This window comes from Pseudomonas sp. LBUM1669 (assembly GCF_059695705.1).
On sequence record NZ_CP166785.1, the window covers coordinates 48,338 to 66,316 of the forward strand.

A 17,979-nucleotide genomic window follows, 5' to 3' on the forward strand; every position below is an offset into this window, starting at 1 on the left:
GCGGGCCCTTCACAGTAAAAGATTCGAGAATAACTCATGTACAACGCAACAGTTTCAAATTACTTCCGCTTGGCCGCTGTGACTTTCACGTTGCTCACTCTCTCTGCATGCGGTACTCGTACCATTAGTGATGTCGACGTCCATGGAACCACCAAAGCTCCAATATTCCCGGCCGTAAATGATGCTAGCCGTACAGATGGAACCTACGTAAACTTGGAAAATTTGCACAAAATTGCGGGAGGGATGACTAAAGCACAAGTCCGCGAACTGATTGGAGCTCCTCACTTCTCGGAGGGAATGTTCGATGTACACGAGTGGGATTACATCCTCAAGTTCCGCCAACCTGCCGGCCAACCTGATGAGGTATGCCAATACAAGGTATTGTTCGACAACAACATGGTCGCTCAGTCGTTCTTCTTCCTGCCGGAAAACTGTATGCAGCCGACATCACAGGAGAAATCGGCGAAATCGGAGAAGCAGATCAGTATTAAATCTGAAGATGTAACACTAGCGGCCGATTCTACGTTTGCATTTGGCAGTGCACAGCTAAGCACTAAGGGAAAAAGCACACTTACCAAACTGTTCAACGATCTGAAGCTATCGAGCGTGAGTAGTGTTGACATCGTAGGCTACACCGATCGTATCGGAAACCAACAGCGTAATGAGGAGCTGTCGTTGAATAGAGCTGGCTCTGTCCGCTCATACTTGATTGAACAAGGAACGCCTTCTCAACTGATCAGCATTGATGGGCGTGGAGCTGCCGATCCGATTGTCGCGTGCCCTGGTGCGGAATCTCCTGAAGCGATCAATTGTCTAGCACCAAATCGCCGGACCACGGTAACTATAATTTCCAAGTAATAAGAAATAGGGCGGTGGTCTTCCGCCGCCCTCGATGATTTTTTCCTTTTAGCTCCGCGGGCATGGTTCACGTGAGAGAAATAAATTTAGTACGTACTATTTTAAAACACCCCTAAAAGGCACCCTCCCCCTCGAATAGCAAATACATTAATCCTCAGTTATTGTCCACCCCCATGCGCTCGCCTGAGTCACAATAGAAACAGTGTCAACTAGTACCACAGCAGTTCAAAGTCACTGGAAAAACTATACCTGCCCTGCCAGTCACCCAAGAAACCGTGCTTTCTCCGGCATCTATGTGTCTAATCAGAGCAACCTTAACGGCTGTATACGCCGCGTATTCCTTCAGCGATTATTCCGATATCTCCAAGCATAAGCAAGGGGTTGAGTTTTTATCATCACCGGGACGGTCATTACTCATTTCTAGTTCATCAGGCTTCTGGAGCGGGGTGCTGCTCAGAGTCGAATTTTATGTGCCTCCCTACCCACAATGTAACTTGTGTAAATAGCTTTCAAAAACGTCCTACAGCCAAAATGATGAGTAGGTTGTCAGTCTGTATAAGAATAAAACTGATGTTCAACGGATAAATTTATTGGGAAAAACCAAAGGTTTACGTCTTCCATCGTAGGGCAGACAATCTAAGGAAACTCTGAAAAAGACTTCCAGATCTGGTGAAATACTCGCCTGACACGAACACGACGGTTGAGCCCCATGAAACAGATGTCCTTCGCCGACGCCGAATATGCCGGCAAACGTAAGCAGACTCGCCGCGAGCGCTTCCTGATCGAGATGGATCAGGTCGTGCCCTGGAAGGGCTTGGTTACTTTGATCGAGCCGCATTATCCAAAGGGCGAAGGGGGTCGTCCAGCGTATCCGCTGATGGCGATGTTGCGGGTCCATCTGATCCAGAACTGGTTCGGCTACAGCGATCCGGCGATGGAAGAGGCATTGTACGAGACCACGATCCTGCGCCAGTTTTCGGGGCTGCACCTAGACCGATGAAACCACGATCCTCAACTTCCGCCGCTTGTTGGAAAAACATGAGTTGGCAGGCGGGATTTTGCAGGTTATCAATGGCTATCTGGGCGACCGTGGCCTGCTGTTGCGTCATGGCACGGTGGTCGATGCGACGATCCTTCACGCGCCGAGTTCGACCAAGAACAAGGACGGCAAACGCGATCCCGAAATGCACCAAACCAAGAAAGGGAATCAGTACTTTTTTGGTATGAAAGCGCACATCGGCGTCGACGCTGAATCCGGCTTGGTGCATAGCCTGGTGGGCACGGCGGCCAATGTGGCGGACGTGACGCAGGTCGATCAGTTGCTGCACGGCGAGGAAACTTACGTGTCTGGTGACGCCGGTTACACCGGCGTGGACAAACGTCCCGAGCATCAGGATCGCAAGATGATCTGGTCGATTGCCGCCCGGCCAAGCAGCTATAAAAAGCATGGAAAAAAGAGTTTGATCGGTCGTCTGCGGCGCAAGATCGAATACGCGAAAGCGCAGGTGCGGGCCAAGGTTGAACATCCGTTTCGGGTAATCAAGCGTCAGTTTGTCTATACGAAAGTGCGCTTTCGCGGCCTGATGAAAAATACCGCGCAACAGGCCACGCTATTTGCCCTGTCGAATCTGTGGATGATGCGAAAACGGCTGCTGGTTGTGGGAGAGGTGCGCCTGTAATCCGGGAAAAGCGCCTTGAAAAGGCGTCGTTCAAGGGTGAAACGATGAGTTAAGAACAGGAAAGGTCTGATTTCTGACCAAACCAGTGTTTTTTGAACCTCTACCAAAGAGGGCATCAAAAATCGCTGACTACTTCAGACCTTCCTTAACGTCGTGTCCGGGATTAATTGACCACTACAATCCTCGGCTGTACCACTTCACACAATGGGCTAAACACGCTGGCGGATGCACGCAGCTTCGAAAAAATCACGCGCCGTATTAATGGCGGGCTAAATGCCTGGCTGATCGCGAGGCTCTGCAAGATCGACCACTGGAAGTATTGGAAGCCGACTGATGGAAGAGTCTGAGATGAAGATCGATACTAGCAATGCCGTAGAGCTGATCAAATTTTTCTTTAATAAGCTGAGCTGGAAGCTGATTGCGCAGCTGCTGGTAATGGCGCTGCTGGGTGGCTTTTTGTACGTCGCTTGGGAATTCCGCGTAAAGCTTCTCACAGAGGCTACAAGCCGCTGGGGGCAACCTGAAATCATTAAGGGGCGATTGCCGGCTCTGCTCGATGGACTGGTCAGCGAGCTTCAACCAGACAGTGTCTTTGTCTGGTTTGCCAGTCAAGGTATTGATGCACGCAGGCCGATGATGGTTTGGATCAGCATCCGGCGGCCGGAGCTGGAAGGTCGCGTTGAGCCATTATTTTCGGATCATCCAGAGCTAGTGATCAGCGTGATCCGGCTTATTCGCGGCGATGAGTTTTGCGCCGAGCATACGTCCTGGTCTCCGACCGGGAAAGTACTCACCGAGGTTGGTATCACGTGGGTCTGCGCAGTCGGCATACCTCCCGATGATGGGCACCTGGTTGGCGTGATCACGGTTGGCTTCGTGGAAAAGCGGCCTGACGAATACACCTCAATCCGGGCGGCGCTGGGTCGCTGGGCTCGATTCGCCACTGGCAAGGATTATTAACATGGGAGACTTCAGAGAGTTCAGTGCGCCACTCAATGTTCAGTACGACGCCGAGGCCAGCGCGGTCCTCGGTGCCGATTACTGGCGGGTGACTCAAGGATTTAGATATCGCCTTCAGAGAATAGGGGGTGAAGCATGGGTACACGTACCCGCCGGCTACCTCACGGACGGCGCTAGCGTGCCGCGCCTGTTCTGGTCACTGATCCCGCCATGGGGTGCCTACGGGCAGGCTGCAGTGGTGCACGACATTGTCTGTGAGTATTTGAGCGTGACCGTCAACGGTAGGCCGTGCTCGATCACGCGAGAGGCCTGCGACAACATCCTGTTTGAAGCGATGAGCGTGCTTGAGGTGCCCGCAGCCAAGCGGAAAGTTATTTCTGGGGCCGTGGGCCTGTACCGACGATTGTCGGGCGTGGCCAAGCCTACCAGCACGCCGCAGAAGCGTGCGTTGGAAGCGAGCTGGAACAGCTGACCAAACCCCGCCGTAATCTCAGGTATCGACACCAGGATCGAAATGCCCCTCACTGATTACGTAGAAAAGTCTCGAAGAAAGTTGCAGTGTTACGGATGCGCAGTAGCCAAACGCAATCAGAAAAGCCATTCAATCGGATCACAAGATCATTGTCATAGTCGATGACCAAGGGGGATTTTTGGTGGTTTTTGAGTAAAGCCATTTTTGAGAGGGGGACCTACGGTTCCCCTACGTGTATCTGTTTGTTTACTTGTGCTCAATACTCGATGTGCATGCAAGGGCGCTACCGAATCAAGCGTCAGCAGCGGAGGGAATCATGCCGGAAGCTGTTGAGGCAGATCAGGCAGATCCTGTTCATTCGCTTGAGTACAAATACAAGTACAAGCATGAGGATTCAGATATGAGTGAAATTAACGATATCGCGGGCTAAATCAATATCAACATAACCGGCGCCGACGGCGGCGGCAGTAATGCGGCGCTGATGGTAGCTTTGGCAGGGGGTCGCATGTGAAGCGATCAAAACAACTTGTGGCCAATCATTCTGCTTGCGCTGCTGTACGGTCTTGGTGGCCTAGGCGGTGACGAAGGCGGTTGCGACGACATCAATCCGATCCTGTTCGTACACATCATTTGAACTCGGTTGTAATATGCCTGAAAATAAAGGGGCTCTGTTGTTGGTGTTTTTCCGGTCAATCCTTGATCGCTTACACCGACCTATTTCGAGCCGCTGCTCGACATCCTGGCACCGACCAAAGGTGATCGAGGCTCACAATTACCGCCCCGCCCATTCAAGGAAGGTCGTCATTCGCCGCGCCAGTCGCGCTGGATCAGGCAGACGTTCAGGGTGTTGCAGACCTTGCGATCCAGCGAGTTGCGCACTACCGCGGCAAAGCGTTTGGCATCGGCGTCCTTGTCGGTGATCAGCCAGGCACCACCGGTGCCGTGCAGGCTGGCGGAGGTGCCGGCCTGTTGGGCGATGCTGCCCAATTGACTGACGGCGCGACCCGAACCACGGGCCACCGCCAGCGACAGGCGCCGGTCGGCGAACATCGCCCAACCGGCGGCGTGATTGACGCTTTCCACCAGCGACACCGCGCCGACCGGCAACCCGGCGTCGCTCAGTGCCGGGTTCAGCGCGTGGGTAACGATGGCTTGCGCCGTGCCCAATGCATCGCTGCCAATGCGCAGCACTGCCGTGTTACCCGTGCGCAACACACCGGCGGCGTCGGCAAACACATTCGGCCGACCTTCGAAGACGAAAGAGACGATGCCCAGCGGTGAAACCACTTGCTCGACTTCAGCCGTCGTGCTCGACACAACTGACCACTTTGCCGTGCGTGGCCGCCGCATCATGCCAGGCCCTGAGGCCTGCGATCATGTCGCGGCGCATGCGCTCGTCGGCGAGCGACCGCGTAGTGGGACGCCCGCGCGCCTTGGCCCGCTCAATATCGGTTAGGTTCGCCGCATCGTTACGCGCTTCGACAAGCTCGCGAAAAGTTTTGCGACGATGGTCTCATTGGCCTGTGCCATGCGGGGTTTGCGACAATACTTATCGCACAGAGCCTAGGGGCTGTTCCCGTTTCGATCTAAGCCATTGATATATAAGAACAAGCTCGTATCGTTATAGCTCTCACACAACACCAATACGAGCTTGCAATGCCCCGATTACTGCTCAGTGATGAGCACTGGTCGAAGCTGCGGGAAATTCTGCTGCACAAGGCCATCTACAACAAGCGTGATCTACGGATGACCGTCGAAGGCATGCTGTATCGCATGCGCACAGGATGCCCCTGGAGAGACTTGCCCGAGGCATTCGGAAGCTGGAGCAAAGTCTACAAGCGTTTCAATGCCTGGTCCGCGTCAGGTACCAGTTCGCCCAGATAATCCAGAATCGGGCCTTTCGCGAACCGCACCAGGAGCTGCTGGCCAGCGTTCTGTACGGCCGCCTCCTGACGCGTTACGGCGTAGGCTATCTGGTCGATGAAAAGGCGTTCCACCTGCGCGGGGTACAGTGTCTTCCCTGACTTTTCCTCATAGCGGGCAATCAACTTCGCCTCGGTTGCGGCGGGGTCTACGTTGATAAAAATAGGTTTAGGCAGCTCGCGCAAAGGGCACCTCCGTCAACTGTGGAACGCCATCTGCTACCCGCCACTGCACGCGCATCGTGAGCAACTGGGCCGGTTCAAAGTACGTAGCTTAATGCGCGAACTTGAGCTTGTGAGCAAACAGCCTGGTTCTCACGCCTATAAACGAGCGACGGTTGAACGACTGGATATCCCGAATACGTTGAATCGGGAGTTAGATGTCCCCGCGCCCAATCAGGTCTGGTGCGGCGACATTACTTACATCTGGACCCAGGGCAAATGGCACTACCTGGCTGTTGTGCTGGATGTTTTTGCGCGTCGGATAGTGGGCTGGGCATTGCCGGAAAAGCCGGACGCCGAGCTGGTTATCAAGGCGCTGGACATGGCCTACCAGCAACGTGGAAGGCCTCAGGGGTTGCTGTTTCACTCGGATCAAGGGTCGCAGTATGCGAGCCGTTTATTCCGCCTGCGGCTCTGGCGTTATCGAATGCGCCAGAGCATGAGTCGCCGAGGAAACTGCTGGGACAATGCGCCGATGGAGCGAGTATTTCGGAGTTTGAAAATCGAATGGATACCAACCATGGGCTACCGAACGGCCCAAGAGGCCCAGCGCGACATCAGTCATTTTTTGATGCATCGGTACAACTGGGTTCGACCCCATCAATTCAACGGTGGGCTGGCGCCAGCTCGGGCCGAAGAAAAACTTAACGTCGTGTCCGGGATTAGTTGACCACTACATATTGAATATTTTGGCCCCGCCCCAGCACCTGTTCACGCCGTTGCAGATAGGCGAGTTTTACCGCGCACTGGTCTGCGTCTGCGTCTGCGGCAAGAGCGGCAAGATCTACTGCAACTGCAGGATGAAGCTCGGCGGTGTCGGCGCCATGGCCCAAGACCCCGGCGGGGGATTGGGTTGGCAACCCACTGCCGCATACCGGATTGACAACCCGGACTGACAACCGCTGGCGAGCAGTAGAGAGATCAAGAGTGAGGAGCTGAGCGATGTTCTGAATATCCTGAATCTCCTTAAAAGCGGCGTTGCTCTAATTGACTGAGCGCTTCAGTCAAGCGTGCATTGCGCTGTTGTTCCTGGGTGATGGCTTAGTTGGTGAGTCTCGAATGCTCGGCCTCCTGTTCTGCTACCTGCGCTCTGATGCTGGAAATTTCGGCGTTGTACCGATTGGCCTGCCATTGCCAGGCCATGAAAGCGTCAAAACTGACGAATGCCAATGCCAATGCCAATGCCAATGCCAATGCCAATGCCAATGCCAAGAGGCTGTGGCGTCGTGCGTCCAACGTATTCACTTGAAAACCGATAGAGCTAAATTATAAAAGGCCAATCGCTCAGGGTGCCCGTTGAGGCCGCCGTTGATCCGGCGGGTAATGGATTCAAAGGCGTCCTCGTCGGCCAAACGGTTCAAGCCGTTACGGTGCCAAAACCAGGCCGCTGAAAGACAACCATATTCAGGCTGTTCCAGCCACTCGGGGTGGCTGACCAAATCCAGTTCCAGCGCATCGCCGCACTGGCGGTAGTTACTTAAACCGGTGATCTGAATGAGCCCGCGCCCGCAATACCGTTGCCCGTCGCCATCCGCGCTAGGGGAATTGCCAAGACGCCTGGCGAGTGAACCAGTGTCGTACTTTCCAAGGTAGGCGTGACTGCCAATCTCGCGCAAATAACGTAACTCACCTGACTCGTGACCGACTTGAGCAATAAAGGCGGCGACACGCTTTTTTGTATTAATTTGATATTTATCCATCGCCTTATTGAGCATTGGGGCAAAAAGCCCCGCCGCTGGGCCGGACCGAGGAAGCACCGTAGAGAGTTGTAGCGCCGTCATTGCCATGTGTCAGTACCTTTATATTAATGTGATATTCACGGTCCGAGACCAATACTTTATCCATGAGCACTTAGCACCATTATCTATCAGAGGCCGAGTAACCCACACCAACGTTTCGTTTGGAACATGATCCAACTCGCTCGATAACGCTGCAGTCGCATCAGCTTTTTCAGCGACCTACCGAATGCAAAAAAATAGTGTTTTGAATTACGCAAAACGCTTGTGCACCATTTGTTTTTTTTGCATATCGTTGTCTGAAACTCCGCGATAGGAGTACCGGGCATCCATGACCTTGAAATGTTGATCAAATGCAAAGCTCATCGACACCATAGTAATGGCAATGAGTAAATAAATGCCCCGATGCCTACCTTTAGTTGTCTTTTGACTCGCCATCAGCATGCTCCCCTATTTTAAGTTTTTTATAAATGTAAGTTTGCAACAGCATTAAGGTCGCATCTGCTCCCAGCCACCCACATAGCCCAATGATGACGCCAGAGACATCTGGCGGGAGATCAAATGAGCGGCAACCCAGCAACACCAAGTAACCTGCGAACGCTGCACCGATACCTTGCAATACTGTCTCGCCGACTCGAATCGGTTGTTGAGCGCCGAGTTTGCGCATCATATGACCTAATACTCCACCGACTGCAGCGATTAAAACATAAATCCACGAGCGTATTAATTCTTCCATGTTTTCTTCATCCACACTGATACGTCCCAACAAATCGCATCTTGCGACCTACGGACAACAAGCACTCAGAACACTGCAAAAAATGGAAAAAATCTCCATCTTGCACATCCAGTAATAAGATGTGCATGTACCAACCATATTAAATGAGCGAAATATAGTAGAGCTTAACACTGCATTCCACTTTCGAATATAGTGTTTTATAGCGGCCTTTGTTTGAAATTGGAAGACGATGTCTGATAATGGATCCTGCCAACAGTGACGATTCATTTGGTAATACTTATTAGGCAACCAACGCTGGCGCTAGGGAAGGTCTGAAGTAGTCAGCGATTTTTGATGCCCTCTTTGGTAGAGGTTCAAAAAACACTGGTTTGGTCAGAAATCAGACCTTTCCTGTTCTTAACTCATCGTTTCACCCTTGAACGACGCCTTTTCAAGGCGCTTTTCCCGGATTACAGGCGCACCTCTCCCACAACCAGCAGCCGTTTTCGCATCATCCACAGATTCGACAGGGCAAATAGCGTGGCCTGTTGCGCGGTATTTTTCATCAGGCCGCGAAAGCGCACTTTCGTATAACCAAATTGGCGCTTGATCACGCGAAACGGGTGCTCAACCTTGGCCCGCACCTGCGCTTTCGCGTATTCGATCTTGCGCCGCAGACGACCGATCAAGCTCTTTTTTCCATGCTTTTTATAGCTGCTTGGCCGGGCGGCAATCGACCAGATCATCTTGCGATCCTGATGCTCGGGACGTTTGTCCACGCCGGTGTAACCGGCGTCACCAGACACGTAAGTTTCCTCGCCGTGCAGCAACTGATCGACCTGCGTCACGTCCGCCACATTGGCCGCCGTGCCCACCAGGCTATGCACCAAGCCGGATTCAGCGTCGACGCCGATGTGCGCTTTCATACCAAAAAAGTACTGATTCCCTTTCTTGGTTTGGTGCATTTCGGGATCGCGTTTGCCGTCCTTGTTCTTGGTCGAACTCGGCGCGTGAAGGATCGTCGCATCGACCACCGTGCCATGACGCAACAGCAGGCCACGGTCGCCCAGATAGCCATTGATAACCTGCAAAATCCCGCCTGCCAACTCATGTTTTTCCAACAAGCGGCGGAAGTTGAGGATCGTGGTTTCATCGGGAGTCCGATCTAGGTGCAGCCCCGAAAACTGGCGCAGGATCGTGGTCTCGTACAATGCCTCTTCCATCGCCGGATCGCTGTAGCCGAACCAGTTCTGGATCAGATGGACCCGCAACATCGCCATCAGCGGATACGCTGGACGACCCCCTTCGCCCTTTGGATAATGCGGCTCGATCAAAGTAACCAAGCCCTTCCAGGGCACGACCTGATCCATCTCGATCAGGAAGCGCTCGCGGCGAGTCTGCTTACGTTTGCCGGCATATTCGGCGTCGGCGAAGGACATCTGTTTCATCGGGGCTCAACCGTCGTGTTCGTGTCAGGCGGGTATTTCACCAGATCTGGAAGTCTTTTTCAGAGTTTCCCTAGGGATGCTCTGAAGTAGCCGTGCATTTCTGGCTGACTTCAGCCCCGCCGATTTTGAAAGCGGTAAATCGATCAAAAACGATCAGATCACCCGCTCATGTCTGTGTTTTTAGCCACCGCGAGCACCTCGCGGCAGCCATTCCCCGCATTACCGCACCTCTCCTGCATTCGACAGTAAATGCCTGCGCGCCATCCACAGATTCGATAGCGCGAACAGTTTCACCAGTTGCGCCGTGTTCTTCGCCAGGCCACGGAAGCGTGTCTTCACATACCCGAACTGCCGTTTGATCACCCGGAACGGGTGCTCGACCTTGGCGCGCACTTGGGCCTTGGCCTTCTCGATCCTGCGCTTGGCTTTGTAAAGTGCGCTGCGCTTACTCAGCTTCTTGTACGTACTGCGGCGGGCCGCGATCTGCCAGATCATTTCCCGCCCTTCATGCTCTGGGCATCTCTCTACGCCGGTGTAACCCGCGTCGGCCCCAACCATGTTTTCCATGCCGTGAAGCAGTTTGTCGACCTGGGTAACGTCTGCAACGTTGGCTGCCGTACCGACCACGCTGTGAACTAAACCCGATTCGTCATCGATGCCGATGTGGGCCTTCATGCCGAAGTAATACTGGTTTCCCTTCTTGGTTTGGTGCATCTCTGGGTCGCGCTTGCCGTCCTTGTTCTTGGTCGAACTCGGCGCATTGATCAGCGTGGCATCGACGATGGTGCCTTGGCGCAACGACAGGCCTAGATCACCCAGATATCCAGATCGCCATTGCCTTTGATTGAGTTACGCTTTCTCGGGATCACTGGTCGAGCACCTTGGGCTTCGATCTGTTCGCGAATACGCTCACTGTCGTAGCCCTTGTCGGCAACGATGACCTCGGCTGATGGTAGCTGCGCAATTAATTCACGGGCGGCAGTACAGTCATTGACGTCACCTCCAGTGATCTCGAAAGCCACAGGCAAGCCATGTGCATCGACAGCCAGGTGGATCTTGCTCGTATGGCCAGCGCGGCTTTTGCCGATCGCTTCTGGTTGGTCACTGGCGGCCCCCGTGCTGTGCTGATGGGCCTTCACATAGGTTCCGTCGATGAAAGCCCAATCAAAATCTGGGTCTTCGATCAACGTATTGAAAACCTTGAGCCACTTGCCAGCCACCGACCACGCATTGAAGCGCTTGGAGACTGAGTTCCAGCATCCAAAAGCGCTGGGCAGATCTCGCCACGGACAACCAACGCGCATCCGGTAGAGCATCCCCTCAACGGTCAATCGCAAATCAGGCTTGTGGTAAATAGTTTGCTGAAGCAGAATTTTTTCCAGCTTCGACCAAAGCTCGTCACTGAGCATCACTCGGGGCATTGCAAGCTCGCAGGATTGTCGGTGTTGGAACCTCTATTCTGCGGGTTTGCTCTTCTTCCTCTGCTGTTCCGGTGAAACGTCAACAGCCCCTAGGGGCTGTTCCCGTTTCGATCTAAGCCATTGATATATAAGAACAAGCTCGTATCGTTATAGCTCTCACACAACACCAATACGAGCTTGCAATGCCCCGATTACTGCTCAGTGATGAGCACTGGTCGAAGCTGCGGGAAATTCTGCTGCACAAGGCCATCTACAACAAGCGTGATCTACGGATGACCGTCGAAGGCATGCTGTATCGCATGCGCACAGGATGCCCCTGGAGAGACTTGCCCGAGGCATTCGGAAGCTGGAGCAAAGTCTACAAGCGTTTCAATGCCTGGTCCGCGTCAGGTAAGTGGCTCAAGGTTTTTCAGGCGCTGGTGACTGAACCGGACATGGAATGGGTTTTCATCGATGGCAGCTATGCCAAGGCCCACCAGCACAGTGCAGGTGCTGCCAGTAGCAAGGATGAGGCCATAGGGAAAAGCCGAGCAGGCAACACCAGCAAGATCCACTTGGCTGTAGATGCCTACGGGCTACCAGTCGTGTTTGAAATCACTGGAGGCCAGATCAACGATCTGCACACAGGCGTCTGCGTTGATTGCCAGGGTTCCCACTGCTGAAACGATCATTGCGGACAAAGGTTATGACAGTGAGGCCATACGCGAACAGGTTGAACAACAAGGTGCCAAAGCCGTGATTCCGAGAAAACGCAACTCAGTGAAAGGCAATGCGGATCTGGATAAAGAGCTTTACCGCAACCGGCACCTGGTAGAAAACGCTTTTGCCCGGCTGAAGCACTATCGAGCGGTCGCATCGCGCTTCGACAAACTCAAGAGAAATTACGAAAGCGTGGTGGCTATGGCTTGTGCCTTCCTCTGGTTACCCATGTGAAACGGGAACAGCCCCTAGGGAAACTCTGAAAAAGACTTCCCGATCTGGTGATATCCCCCCGCACAAACTGAACGGTTGAGCCCCGATGAAACAGATGTCCTTCGCCGACGCCGAGTACGCCGGCAAACGTAAGCAGACTCGCCGCGAGCGCTTCCTGATCGAGATGGATCAGGTCGTGCCCTGGAAGGGCTTGGTTACTTTGATCGAGCCGCATTATCCAAAGGGCGAAGGGGGTCGATGCGACGATCCTTCACGCGCCGAGTTCGACCAAGAACAAGGACGGCAAACGCGATCCCGAAATGCACCAAACCAAGAAAGGGAATCAGTACTTTTTTGGTATGAAAGCGCACATCGGCGTCGACGCTGAATCCGGCTTGGTGCATAGCCTGGTGGGCACGGCGGCCAATGTGGCGGACGTGACGCAGGTCGATCAGTTGCTGCACGGCGAGGAAACTTACGTGTCTGGTGACGCCGGTTACACCGGCGTGGACAAACGTCCCGAGCATCAGGATCGCAAGATGATCTGGTCGATTGCCGCCCGGCCAAGCAGCTATAAAAAGCATGGAAAAAAGAGCTTGATCGGTCGTCTGCGGCGCAAGATCGAATACGCGAAAGCGCAGGTGCGGGCCAAGGTTGAGCACCCGTTTCGCGTGATCAAGCGCCAATTTGGTTATACGAAAGTGCGCTTTCGCGGCCTGATGAAAAATACCGCGCAACAGGCCACGCTATTTGCCCTGTCGAATCTGTGGATGATGCGAAAACGGCTGCTGGTTGTGGGAGAGGTGCGCCTGTAATCCGGGAAAAGCGCCTTGAAAAGGCGTCGTTCAAGGGTGAAACGATGAGTTAAGAACAGGAAAGGTCTGATTTCTGACCAAACCAGTGTTTTTTGAACCTCTACCAAAGAGGGCATCAAAAATCGCTGACTACTTCAGACCTTCCCTAACATGAATTTACCCTCAGACCAAGTCAGCACATATATATCTTTAGTTCGATTAATGCTGGAGTTAAAAAGGGAGAGCAACCACTTGCGATCTAGGTGATAGCGAGTGGTTGGTTTATTTGGGTGCGATTTAGATCTGAATTATAGAGCCGCGCGTACCCGAATGGCCTCCGGCCGGTTCGACTTAGTTAATTATTTCGAGGTGGTGTACATCAACTTTTCGAGTTGCCAGGTCCCTCTCAACTTCACCGGCCAGCTTAAGCTTTGTCTTGTCGCTAAATGCAACCAATGGCAGTTGTTCGTTGTCGATCTCCACAGTGATGGTGCCGCTGGCGTCCTTGAACTCGTACTTGTCATCATTGTTTAGTTTCTTGGTGATGTAACCTTGCAGCACTACCGGAGTATCGTCAGCGGCTTCGCTGGCGCCCGCTACTGTAGTAACTGTTTGAGCTCCTGGTCCGGTATAAGATGCGGCCAGAACTCCGGTACTCAATAGGGGGGCAAGCAACAGAGAAAAATAGCGCGCTTTCATGTTTTTTTTCCTTTGGGATTCAGGTTGGTTTAATGCATATCTGCGAGTGGCGAAGAGCGTAGAGTTGTAGTAACCGTACGATCGACTTGTGCTTATGGCGTCAAATTGGCGAAAATTCGCCGCAGCTTGGCTGCGCGGTCAATAGGCGGGGTAATTAAGTAAGATAAAGCATGGTTGGTCTGTAGAAAAATTCTGAGCGTAAGACGTCGGTCGCGGGACCACTTGGGGTGCTATTTCAATGTTATTAAATTTCTCTGGATAAATATTTACTGTGTCGTATGCCGAGAGATGGCGAAAGGGGGAGATTATTCAGTGGGTTGCCGGCTTGGCCTGCTGCGACGTGATCAATCATGTCGTGATCGCCGTACGAGCGCCTGTAAGCTCCGTAGGTTGTTCGTTTCCTGGATGCGAACGCGGGAAGGAGGAAATAACTCGCTTTGGCTTTCGGTGGCCCGGTACAAAAAAGGGGGATGAAAAGAGCACACGCGACCCTCTCTAATCTCCGTGATGAGCAAGCACCGGGTGGCAGGAAATAAGCGTTGGCGTTGCTTCTTCGGTAAGCCGTCGCGCCGCATCGAATGAGAATATTTGGAAAAAAGTGACTGGTTTTGGCGTCGAATTGTAGTGGTCTAATGAAACCGGACACCCATTTAGGCGAGAATGCTCGCCAGATCGAGGTGTCAGATGACCAAACAACGCCGCTCCTTTACGGCTGAATTCAAACGCGAGGCTGCCGACCTCGTGCTCAAGCAAAACTACAGCTACATCGAAGCCAGCCGCTCACTCGGCATTGGTGAGTCAGCGCTGCGCCGCTGGGTTGACCAGGTTCAGAAAGAGCGCCAAGGCGTCACTCCGCAAAGCAAGGCGCTGACCCCAGAGCAGCAGAAAATTCAGGAGTTGGAAGCCCGGATCGCGCGGCTTGAGCGAGAAAAATCCATACTAAAAAAGGCTACCGCGCTCTTGATGTCGGAAGATCACGAGCGTTTGCGCTGATTGACCAGCTGAGTACCCATGAGCCGATTGACTGGCTGTGCAAGGTGCTCGATGTGCCCCGCTCGTGCTACTACGCCCGGCGCCTGCGGCGCCGCACGCCCGACGTTGATCGGCTTCGATTGCGCAGCCGGGTCAGTGAATTATTCTCGCAAAGCCGTAGTGCTGCGGGCAGTCGCAGCATCCTGGCATTGATGCGTGAAGACGGTGAGCAACTCGGGCGATTTAAAGTGCGCAGCTTGATGCGCGAGCTTGATTTAGTCAGCAAACAACCAGGCTCACATGCCTATAAACGAGCGACAGTAGAAAGACTCGATATCCCGAATACCTTGAACCGTGAATTTGATGTGCCCGCGCCCAATCAAGTCTGGTGCGGCGACATTACCTATATTTGGGCGCAAGGAAAATGGAATTACCTGGCTGTCGTTCTGGATCTGTGCACTCGGCGGATAGTGGGCTGGGCACTGTCGGATAAGCCGGACGCCGAACTGGTGATCAAGGCGCTGGATATGGCCTACGAGCAGCGTGGCAGGCCTCCGGGTCTGCTATTCCACTCGGATCAAGGGTCGCAATATGCAAGCCGACTGTTTCGTCAGCGGTTGTGGCGATATCGCATAGGTCAGAGCATGAGTCGCCGGGGAAATTGCTGGGACAACGCACCGATGGAACGAGTATTTCGCAGCTTGAAAACAGAATGGATACCGACCCTAGGCTATCGAACTGCTCAAGAAGCTCAGCGGGATATCAGCCATTTCTTGATGCATCGTTACAACTGGATTCGGCCTCACCAATTCAACGGTGGGCTGGCGCCAGCTCGGGCCGAGGAAAAACTTAACGTCGTGTCCGGGATTAGTTGACCACTACAAACCCCTCCATAGCAACCCCCTTATGCCCCAGAAAAGTCACGTTCTCAGGCGAGACACTGTGATTCTCCGAAGTAAGAAGCTCCACTCCTTGCTAGCTCAAATATATTCTTGTGGTTCCCGGATCTAGCCAAAAGTGCTTTACACCCTCCCCCTCTTTGACAAAATGACTCTTCACCTCGTTAGCCCCGACCTCAGATAGAACCCAAGGGAAGTTATCTTCCAAATCGCGATTTCTGTTTCTAAGCAAAACGAGGGTTAGCAAATTGCCGAGTAGCATTGAAGCCTTCTGTTCCCGCCCAGGGCGACTCTCTTCAGCTTTTTCACGGAGGTACTGGAAAGCCGCTCTTAACAGCCGCGCTTGGGAATTCATAAAAAGCTCTAATCAATTGAATATGTTTGACGTCTAAATTGCGTTAGCTGGAATCTGGGAGTGGCGGCCAGATCAGTATTATCTGAATCTGGCCAACCATTGCACCGCGGCCTACCCTACCCTTCTTCCTTGTTGAAGGACTGAATTAGCTCCCAAATGCTCGCCATTTGTTTATCGGTAAATTCTCGTTTATCTAGATGGATGACACGCTCTTTTTTCGTGTCTTTTGCGTAGGCAATAGCAACTCCGTTCCTCTGGATATCCAGTGCAACGGTTTTTGGCTTCGATGGCTTAGTGATACCCAATTGCAGTAAAACCGCATTTACGAATCCGTTCTGCTTAAACTTGTTGTTCGTTAAATCTCTAAGCGCCTTACAAAATGCGTCATCGATTTTTGTCTTATCCAGGTCGCTGACCTGATTCAAAGCAGAGCGAAGTGCTCCCGCTGTGTTGCTGCCCATAATTTTGGGGTTCTTTCTCAATATCTCCAGCGCACCTGGTGTAAACACTTCGAATGCATCAATTCGAGAAAGCTGTGCTTTGCTGATTTTGATTTTCTGCTTAATTGTGCTGCTCGTGTTGAAATCGGTCCGCATCCGGAGAATTGAGTTATACATCTCAAAGTCAGACAGGTCCCGGCGCTGAATGTTTTCCTGCAACGCTCGTGCAGCACTTGTCTCGTCATCGATATGAACGACAAATGCGTCGATCATGACTCTCTCAAGGACCTTATGGGCCCTCACCCGACATTCTCCGGTTACGAGCTCAAATCTCTCCCCTTTGACCCTGACTGTAATCGGGTTTTCCAAGCCTAGCTCATCAATGGACTGAGCAAGCTCTTCAATCGCGTCCTTATCAAACGTCATTCGAGGTTGATAAGGGTTTGGATCAATCAGATCTAACCGTATTGATTTTGATATCCGAGGCGCATGCAAATCCTCTTCCAAGGGTTGCATCGTCCGATGATGATCTAGCTGATGACTTAGCGAATTTTGTAATTGTGCTGCTAAACCGCCCTTCCGCGCAGGTGGCTTGAGTGGTGATGGATTATTCGCCTCTGGCTTTTTAGCTGCGGCCTTGGTGACCATTACACCTCCTCCCTAAATTCTTTAGTTTCTGCGATTAACCATTGGGCTAAGTTGCGAAACTGTTGGCTGACGGTGTTACCGCTATCGAGTTGGCGCAATGTGCATTGCAAACTCGACGCTTGCTTTACCTTGGTTGTGGTGCCGATTTTAATTGGAATTACAGCGCCATACAGGTTTGCGGCATTTTCTTCCATGTTCTTGCAGACGACCTGGCGCTGATCATGCCGATTTAACAGAACCCCCAGATTCAACAAAGTCGGATTGATTTGCTTCATCTTCTTGACACGACTTAGCAAGTCTTCATGTCCATGAAGCCCATAGGCATCCCCTGACTCAACCGGCACGATTAAATGTGTTCCTGCCGCAAGAGCATTTGTGGTCAAAAGCTTCAGGCTTGGTGGGCAGTCGATGATAATAAAGTCAGCCTTCCCCATTAACGGAGCGATACGCTCCTTCAAAACCTCGTTAGGTCGGGGTTCAGCTCTGAGTAAGTCGTCTGAATTTTCCAGAGCGATCGAGCCATAAATCAGCGATACACCCTCGACTCGGGTTTCATCATGGATAAACACTGCCAAAGGCAACTCAGGAATCGAGAGCAGATCTGCTGCTGTGTATTTTATTTCTGAAGGATGACTAAGCCCGATGTGACGGCTTCCATTGGCTTGTGGATCGAGGTCCAGAAGGCATACCGAGTGGCCCTCCTGTGCAATGTTGTCTGCCAGGTTAATTGCTGTCGTCGTTTTAGCGGCGCCACCCTTGTGATTCGCGATCACAAAGACAACCGTTGATTTCTCTTTTGGTGTGCCTTTCACAGTTCAACTCCCATT

At 52.6% G+C, this 17,979-nt stretch carries 14 protein-coding genes and 9 pseudogenes; 12 read left to right on the top strand and 11 right to left on the bottom strand.

Features of this window, described 5'->3' with window-relative positions; translation table 11 throughout:
* Positions 1 to 36 precede the first annotated feature (36 nt).
* The 5 genes and pseudogenes from ACA051_RS30160 (at position 37) to ACA051_RS30180 (ending at position 3,969) form a co-directional block, all read left to right on the top strand.
* Positions 37 to 858, top strand: coding sequence for an OmpA family protein (locus ACA051_RS30160; protein ID WP_497375733.1), 822 nt, complete (start codon positions 37 to 39; stop codon positions 856 to 858).
* Between the two features lie 709 nt (positions 859 to 1,567).
* Positions 1,568 to 2,537, top strand: a pseudogene (locus ACA051_RS30165) (IS5 family transposase).
* A 197-nt stretch (positions 2,538 to 2,734) separates the two neighbouring features.
* Positions 2,735 to 2,871: pseudogene (locus ACA051_RS30170) on the top strand (glycoside hydrolase family 19 protein); the annotation flags it as partial.
* A gap of 14 nt (positions 2,872 to 2,885) precedes the next feature.
* Positions 2,886 to 3,497 (top strand): hypothetical protein, encoded by a 612-nt coding sequence (locus ACA051_RS30175; protein ID WP_497375895.1) that lies wholly within the window; start codon positions 2,886 to 2,888, stop codon positions 3,495 to 3,497.
* Position 3,498: 1 nt separating this feature from the next.
* Complete coding sequence (locus tag ACA051_RS30180) at positions 3,499 to 3,969, top strand: DUF1353 domain-containing protein (RefSeq protein ID WP_497375897.1); 471 nt, start codon at positions 3,499 to 3,501, stop codon at positions 3,967 to 3,969.
* 804 nt (positions 3,970 to 4,773) lie between these two features.
* On the opposite strand, the pseudogene ACA051_RS30185 reads toward ACA051_RS30180, so the two are convergent.
* Positions 4,774 to 5,437, bottom strand: a pseudogene (locus tag ACA051_RS30185) (aldehyde dehydrogenase family protein); the annotation flags it as partial.
* Between ACA051_RS30185 and ACA051_RS30190 the strand changes: the two are divergent.
* Both ACA051_RS30190 and ACA051_RS30195 read left to right on the top strand, forming a co-directional pair.
* A pseudogene (locus ACA051_RS30190) lies at positions 5,429 to 5,536 on the top strand (IS5/IS1182 family transposase); the annotation flags it as partial. The pseudogenes ACA051_RS30185 and ACA051_RS30190 sit on opposite strands and share 9 nt — an antisense overlap.
* An 89-nt stretch (positions 5,537 to 5,625) precedes the next feature.
* Positions 5,626 to 5,835: pseudogene (locus ACA051_RS30195) on the top strand (transposase); the annotation flags it as partial.
* Here the strand turns inward: ACA051_RS30195 and ACA051_RS30200 are convergent.
* Positions 5,802 to 6,077: a hypothetical protein gene (locus ACA051_RS30200; protein WP_497376035.1), complete on the bottom strand. Its 276-nt coding sequence runs from the start codon at positions 6,075 to 6,077 to the stop codon at positions 5,802 to 5,804. The pseudogene ACA051_RS30195 and the gene ACA051_RS30200 sit on opposite strands and share 34 nt — an antisense overlap.
* A 61-nt stretch (positions 6,078 to 6,138) precedes the next feature.
* Between ACA051_RS30200 and ACA051_RS30205 the strand changes: the two are divergent.
* Together ACA051_RS30205 and ACA051_RS30210 are read left to right on the top strand one after the other, a co-directional pair.
* A pseudogene (locus ACA051_RS30205) lies at positions 6,139 to 6,783 on the top strand (IS3 family transposase); the annotation flags it as partial.
* Between the two features lie 10 nt (positions 6,784 to 6,793).
* A complete protein-coding gene (locus ACA051_RS30210) occupies positions 6,794 to 7,009 on the top strand; it encodes a hypothetical protein (protein WP_497375899.1) in 216 nt (71 codons plus the stop codon).
* Between the two features lie 145 nt (positions 7,010 to 7,154).
* Here ACA051_RS30210 and ACA051_RS30215 read toward each other — a convergent pair whose 3' ends face one another.
* From ACA051_RS30215 to ACA051_RS30240, 6 genes and pseudogenes are all read right to left on the bottom strand, one after another.
* Entirely contained in the window at positions 7,155 to 7,358 is a 204-nt protein-coding gene (locus ACA051_RS30215; protein ID WP_497375901.1) for a hypothetical protein, read from the bottom strand.
* Positions 7,355 to 7,900, bottom strand: a complete 546-nt coding sequence (locus ACA051_RS30220) for a glycoside hydrolase family 19 protein (protein ID WP_497375903.1) — start codon at positions 7,898 to 7,900, stop codon at positions 7,355 to 7,357. Before ACA051_RS30220 ends, ACA051_RS30215 begins: the two co-directional genes overlap by 4 nt.
* Before the next feature lie 364 nt (positions 7,901 to 8,264).
* Positions 8,265 to 8,600, bottom strand: coding sequence for a phage holin family protein (locus ACA051_RS30225; protein ID WP_497375905.1), 336 nt, complete (start codon positions 8,598 to 8,600; stop codon positions 8,265 to 8,267).
* Between the two features lie 434 nt (positions 8,601 to 9,034).
* Positions 9,035 to 10,012: an IS5 family transposase gene (locus ACA051_RS30230; protein WP_497375710.1), complete on the bottom strand. Its 978-nt coding sequence runs from the start codon at positions 10,010 to 10,012 to the stop codon at positions 9,035 to 9,037.
* 219 nt (positions 10,013 to 10,231) lie between these two features.
* Positions 10,232 to 10,840: pseudogene (locus ACA051_RS30235) on the bottom strand (IS5 family transposase); the annotation flags it as partial.
* Positions 10,834 to 11,433, bottom strand: a pseudogene (locus tag ACA051_RS30240) (IS5 family transposase); the annotation flags it as partial. The pseudogenes ACA051_RS30235 and ACA051_RS30240, both read right to left, overlap by 7 nt.
* A gap of 182 nt (positions 11,434 to 11,615) precedes the next feature.
* Here ACA051_RS30240 and ACA051_RS30245 point away from each other — a divergent pair.
* Positions 11,616 to 12,366 (top strand): IS5 family transposase gene (locus tag ACA051_RS30245; protein ID WP_497375776.1). Its coding sequence is split into 2 segments (ribosomal slippage): positions 11,616 to 12,050 and positions 12,052 to 12,366, totalling 750 coding nucleotides; the frame shifts between segments, so codons are not numbered across the junction.
* An 85-nt stretch (positions 12,367 to 12,451) separates the two neighbouring features.
* Positions 12,452 to 13,160: pseudogene (locus ACA051_RS30250) on the top strand (IS5 family transposase).
* Positions 13,161 to 13,490: 330 nt separating this feature from the next.
* Here the strand turns inward: ACA051_RS30250 and ACA051_RS30255 are convergent.
* Positions 13,491 to 13,838 (bottom strand): YgiW/YdeI family stress tolerance OB fold protein, encoded by a 348-nt coding sequence (locus ACA051_RS30255; protein ID WP_497375907.1) that lies wholly within the window; start codon positions 13,836 to 13,838, stop codon positions 13,491 to 13,493.
* A 684-nt stretch (positions 13,839 to 14,522) separates the two neighbouring features.
* Here ACA051_RS30255 and ACA051_RS30260 point away from each other — a divergent pair.
* A protein-coding gene (locus tag ACA051_RS30260) for an IS3 family transposase (protein ID WP_497375847.1) occupies positions 14,523 to 15,685 on the top strand; the annotation gives its coding sequence in 2 pieces (ribosomal slippage) (positions 14,523 to 14,778 and positions 14,778 to 15,685; 1,164 coding nt in all).
* A gap of 495 nt (positions 15,686 to 16,180) precedes the next feature.
* Here ACA051_RS30260 and ACA051_RS30265 read toward each other — a convergent pair.
* Both ACA051_RS30265 and ACA051_RS30270 read right to left on the bottom strand, forming a co-directional pair.
* The gene (locus tag ACA051_RS30265) at positions 16,181 to 17,152 is read right to left on the bottom strand and encodes a ParB/RepB/Spo0J family partition protein (protein ID WP_497375909.1); all 972 of its coding nucleotides are present in this window, start codon (positions 17,150 to 17,152) and stop codon (positions 16,181 to 16,183) included.
* A complete protein-coding gene (locus tag ACA051_RS30270) occupies positions 17,152 to 17,964 on the bottom strand; it encodes a ParA family protein (protein WP_411961154.1) in 813 nt (270 codons plus the stop codon). The genes ACA051_RS30265 and ACA051_RS30270 overlap by 1 nt, the downstream gene beginning before the upstream one ends.
* Between the last annotated feature and the right edge of the window lie 15 nt (positions 17,965 to 17,979).

Excerpts from the sequence above, each read along its gene's own strand:
- ACA051_RS30160 (WP_497375733.1), top strand. The coding sequence starts at position 37 with ATGTACAACGCAACAGTTTCAAATTACTTCCGCTTGGCCGCTGTGACT.
- ACA051_RS30255 (WP_497375907.1), bottom strand. The coding sequence starts at position 13,838 with ATGAAAGCGCGCTATTTTTCTCTGTTGCTTGCCCCCCTATTGAGTACC.
- ACA051_RS30230 (WP_497375710.1), bottom strand. The coding sequence starts at position 10,012 with ATGAAACAGATGTCCTTCGCCGACGCCGAATATGCCGGCAAACGTAAG.
- ACA051_RS30180 (WP_497375897.1), top strand. The coding sequence starts at position 3,499 with ATGGGAGACTTCAGAGAGTTCAGTGCGCCACTCAATGTTCAGTACGAC.
- ACA051_RS30220 (WP_497375903.1), bottom strand. The coding sequence starts at position 7,900 with ATGGCAATGACGGCGCTACAACTCTCTACGGTGCTTCCTCGGTCCGGC.
- ACA051_RS30175 (WP_497375895.1), top strand. The coding sequence starts at position 2,886 with ATGAAGATCGATACTAGCAATGCCGTAGAGCTGATCAAATTTTTCTTT.
- ACA051_RS30265 (WP_497375909.1), bottom strand. The coding sequence starts at position 17,152 with ATGGTCACCAAGGCCGCAGCTAAAAAGCCAGAGGCGAATAATCCATCA.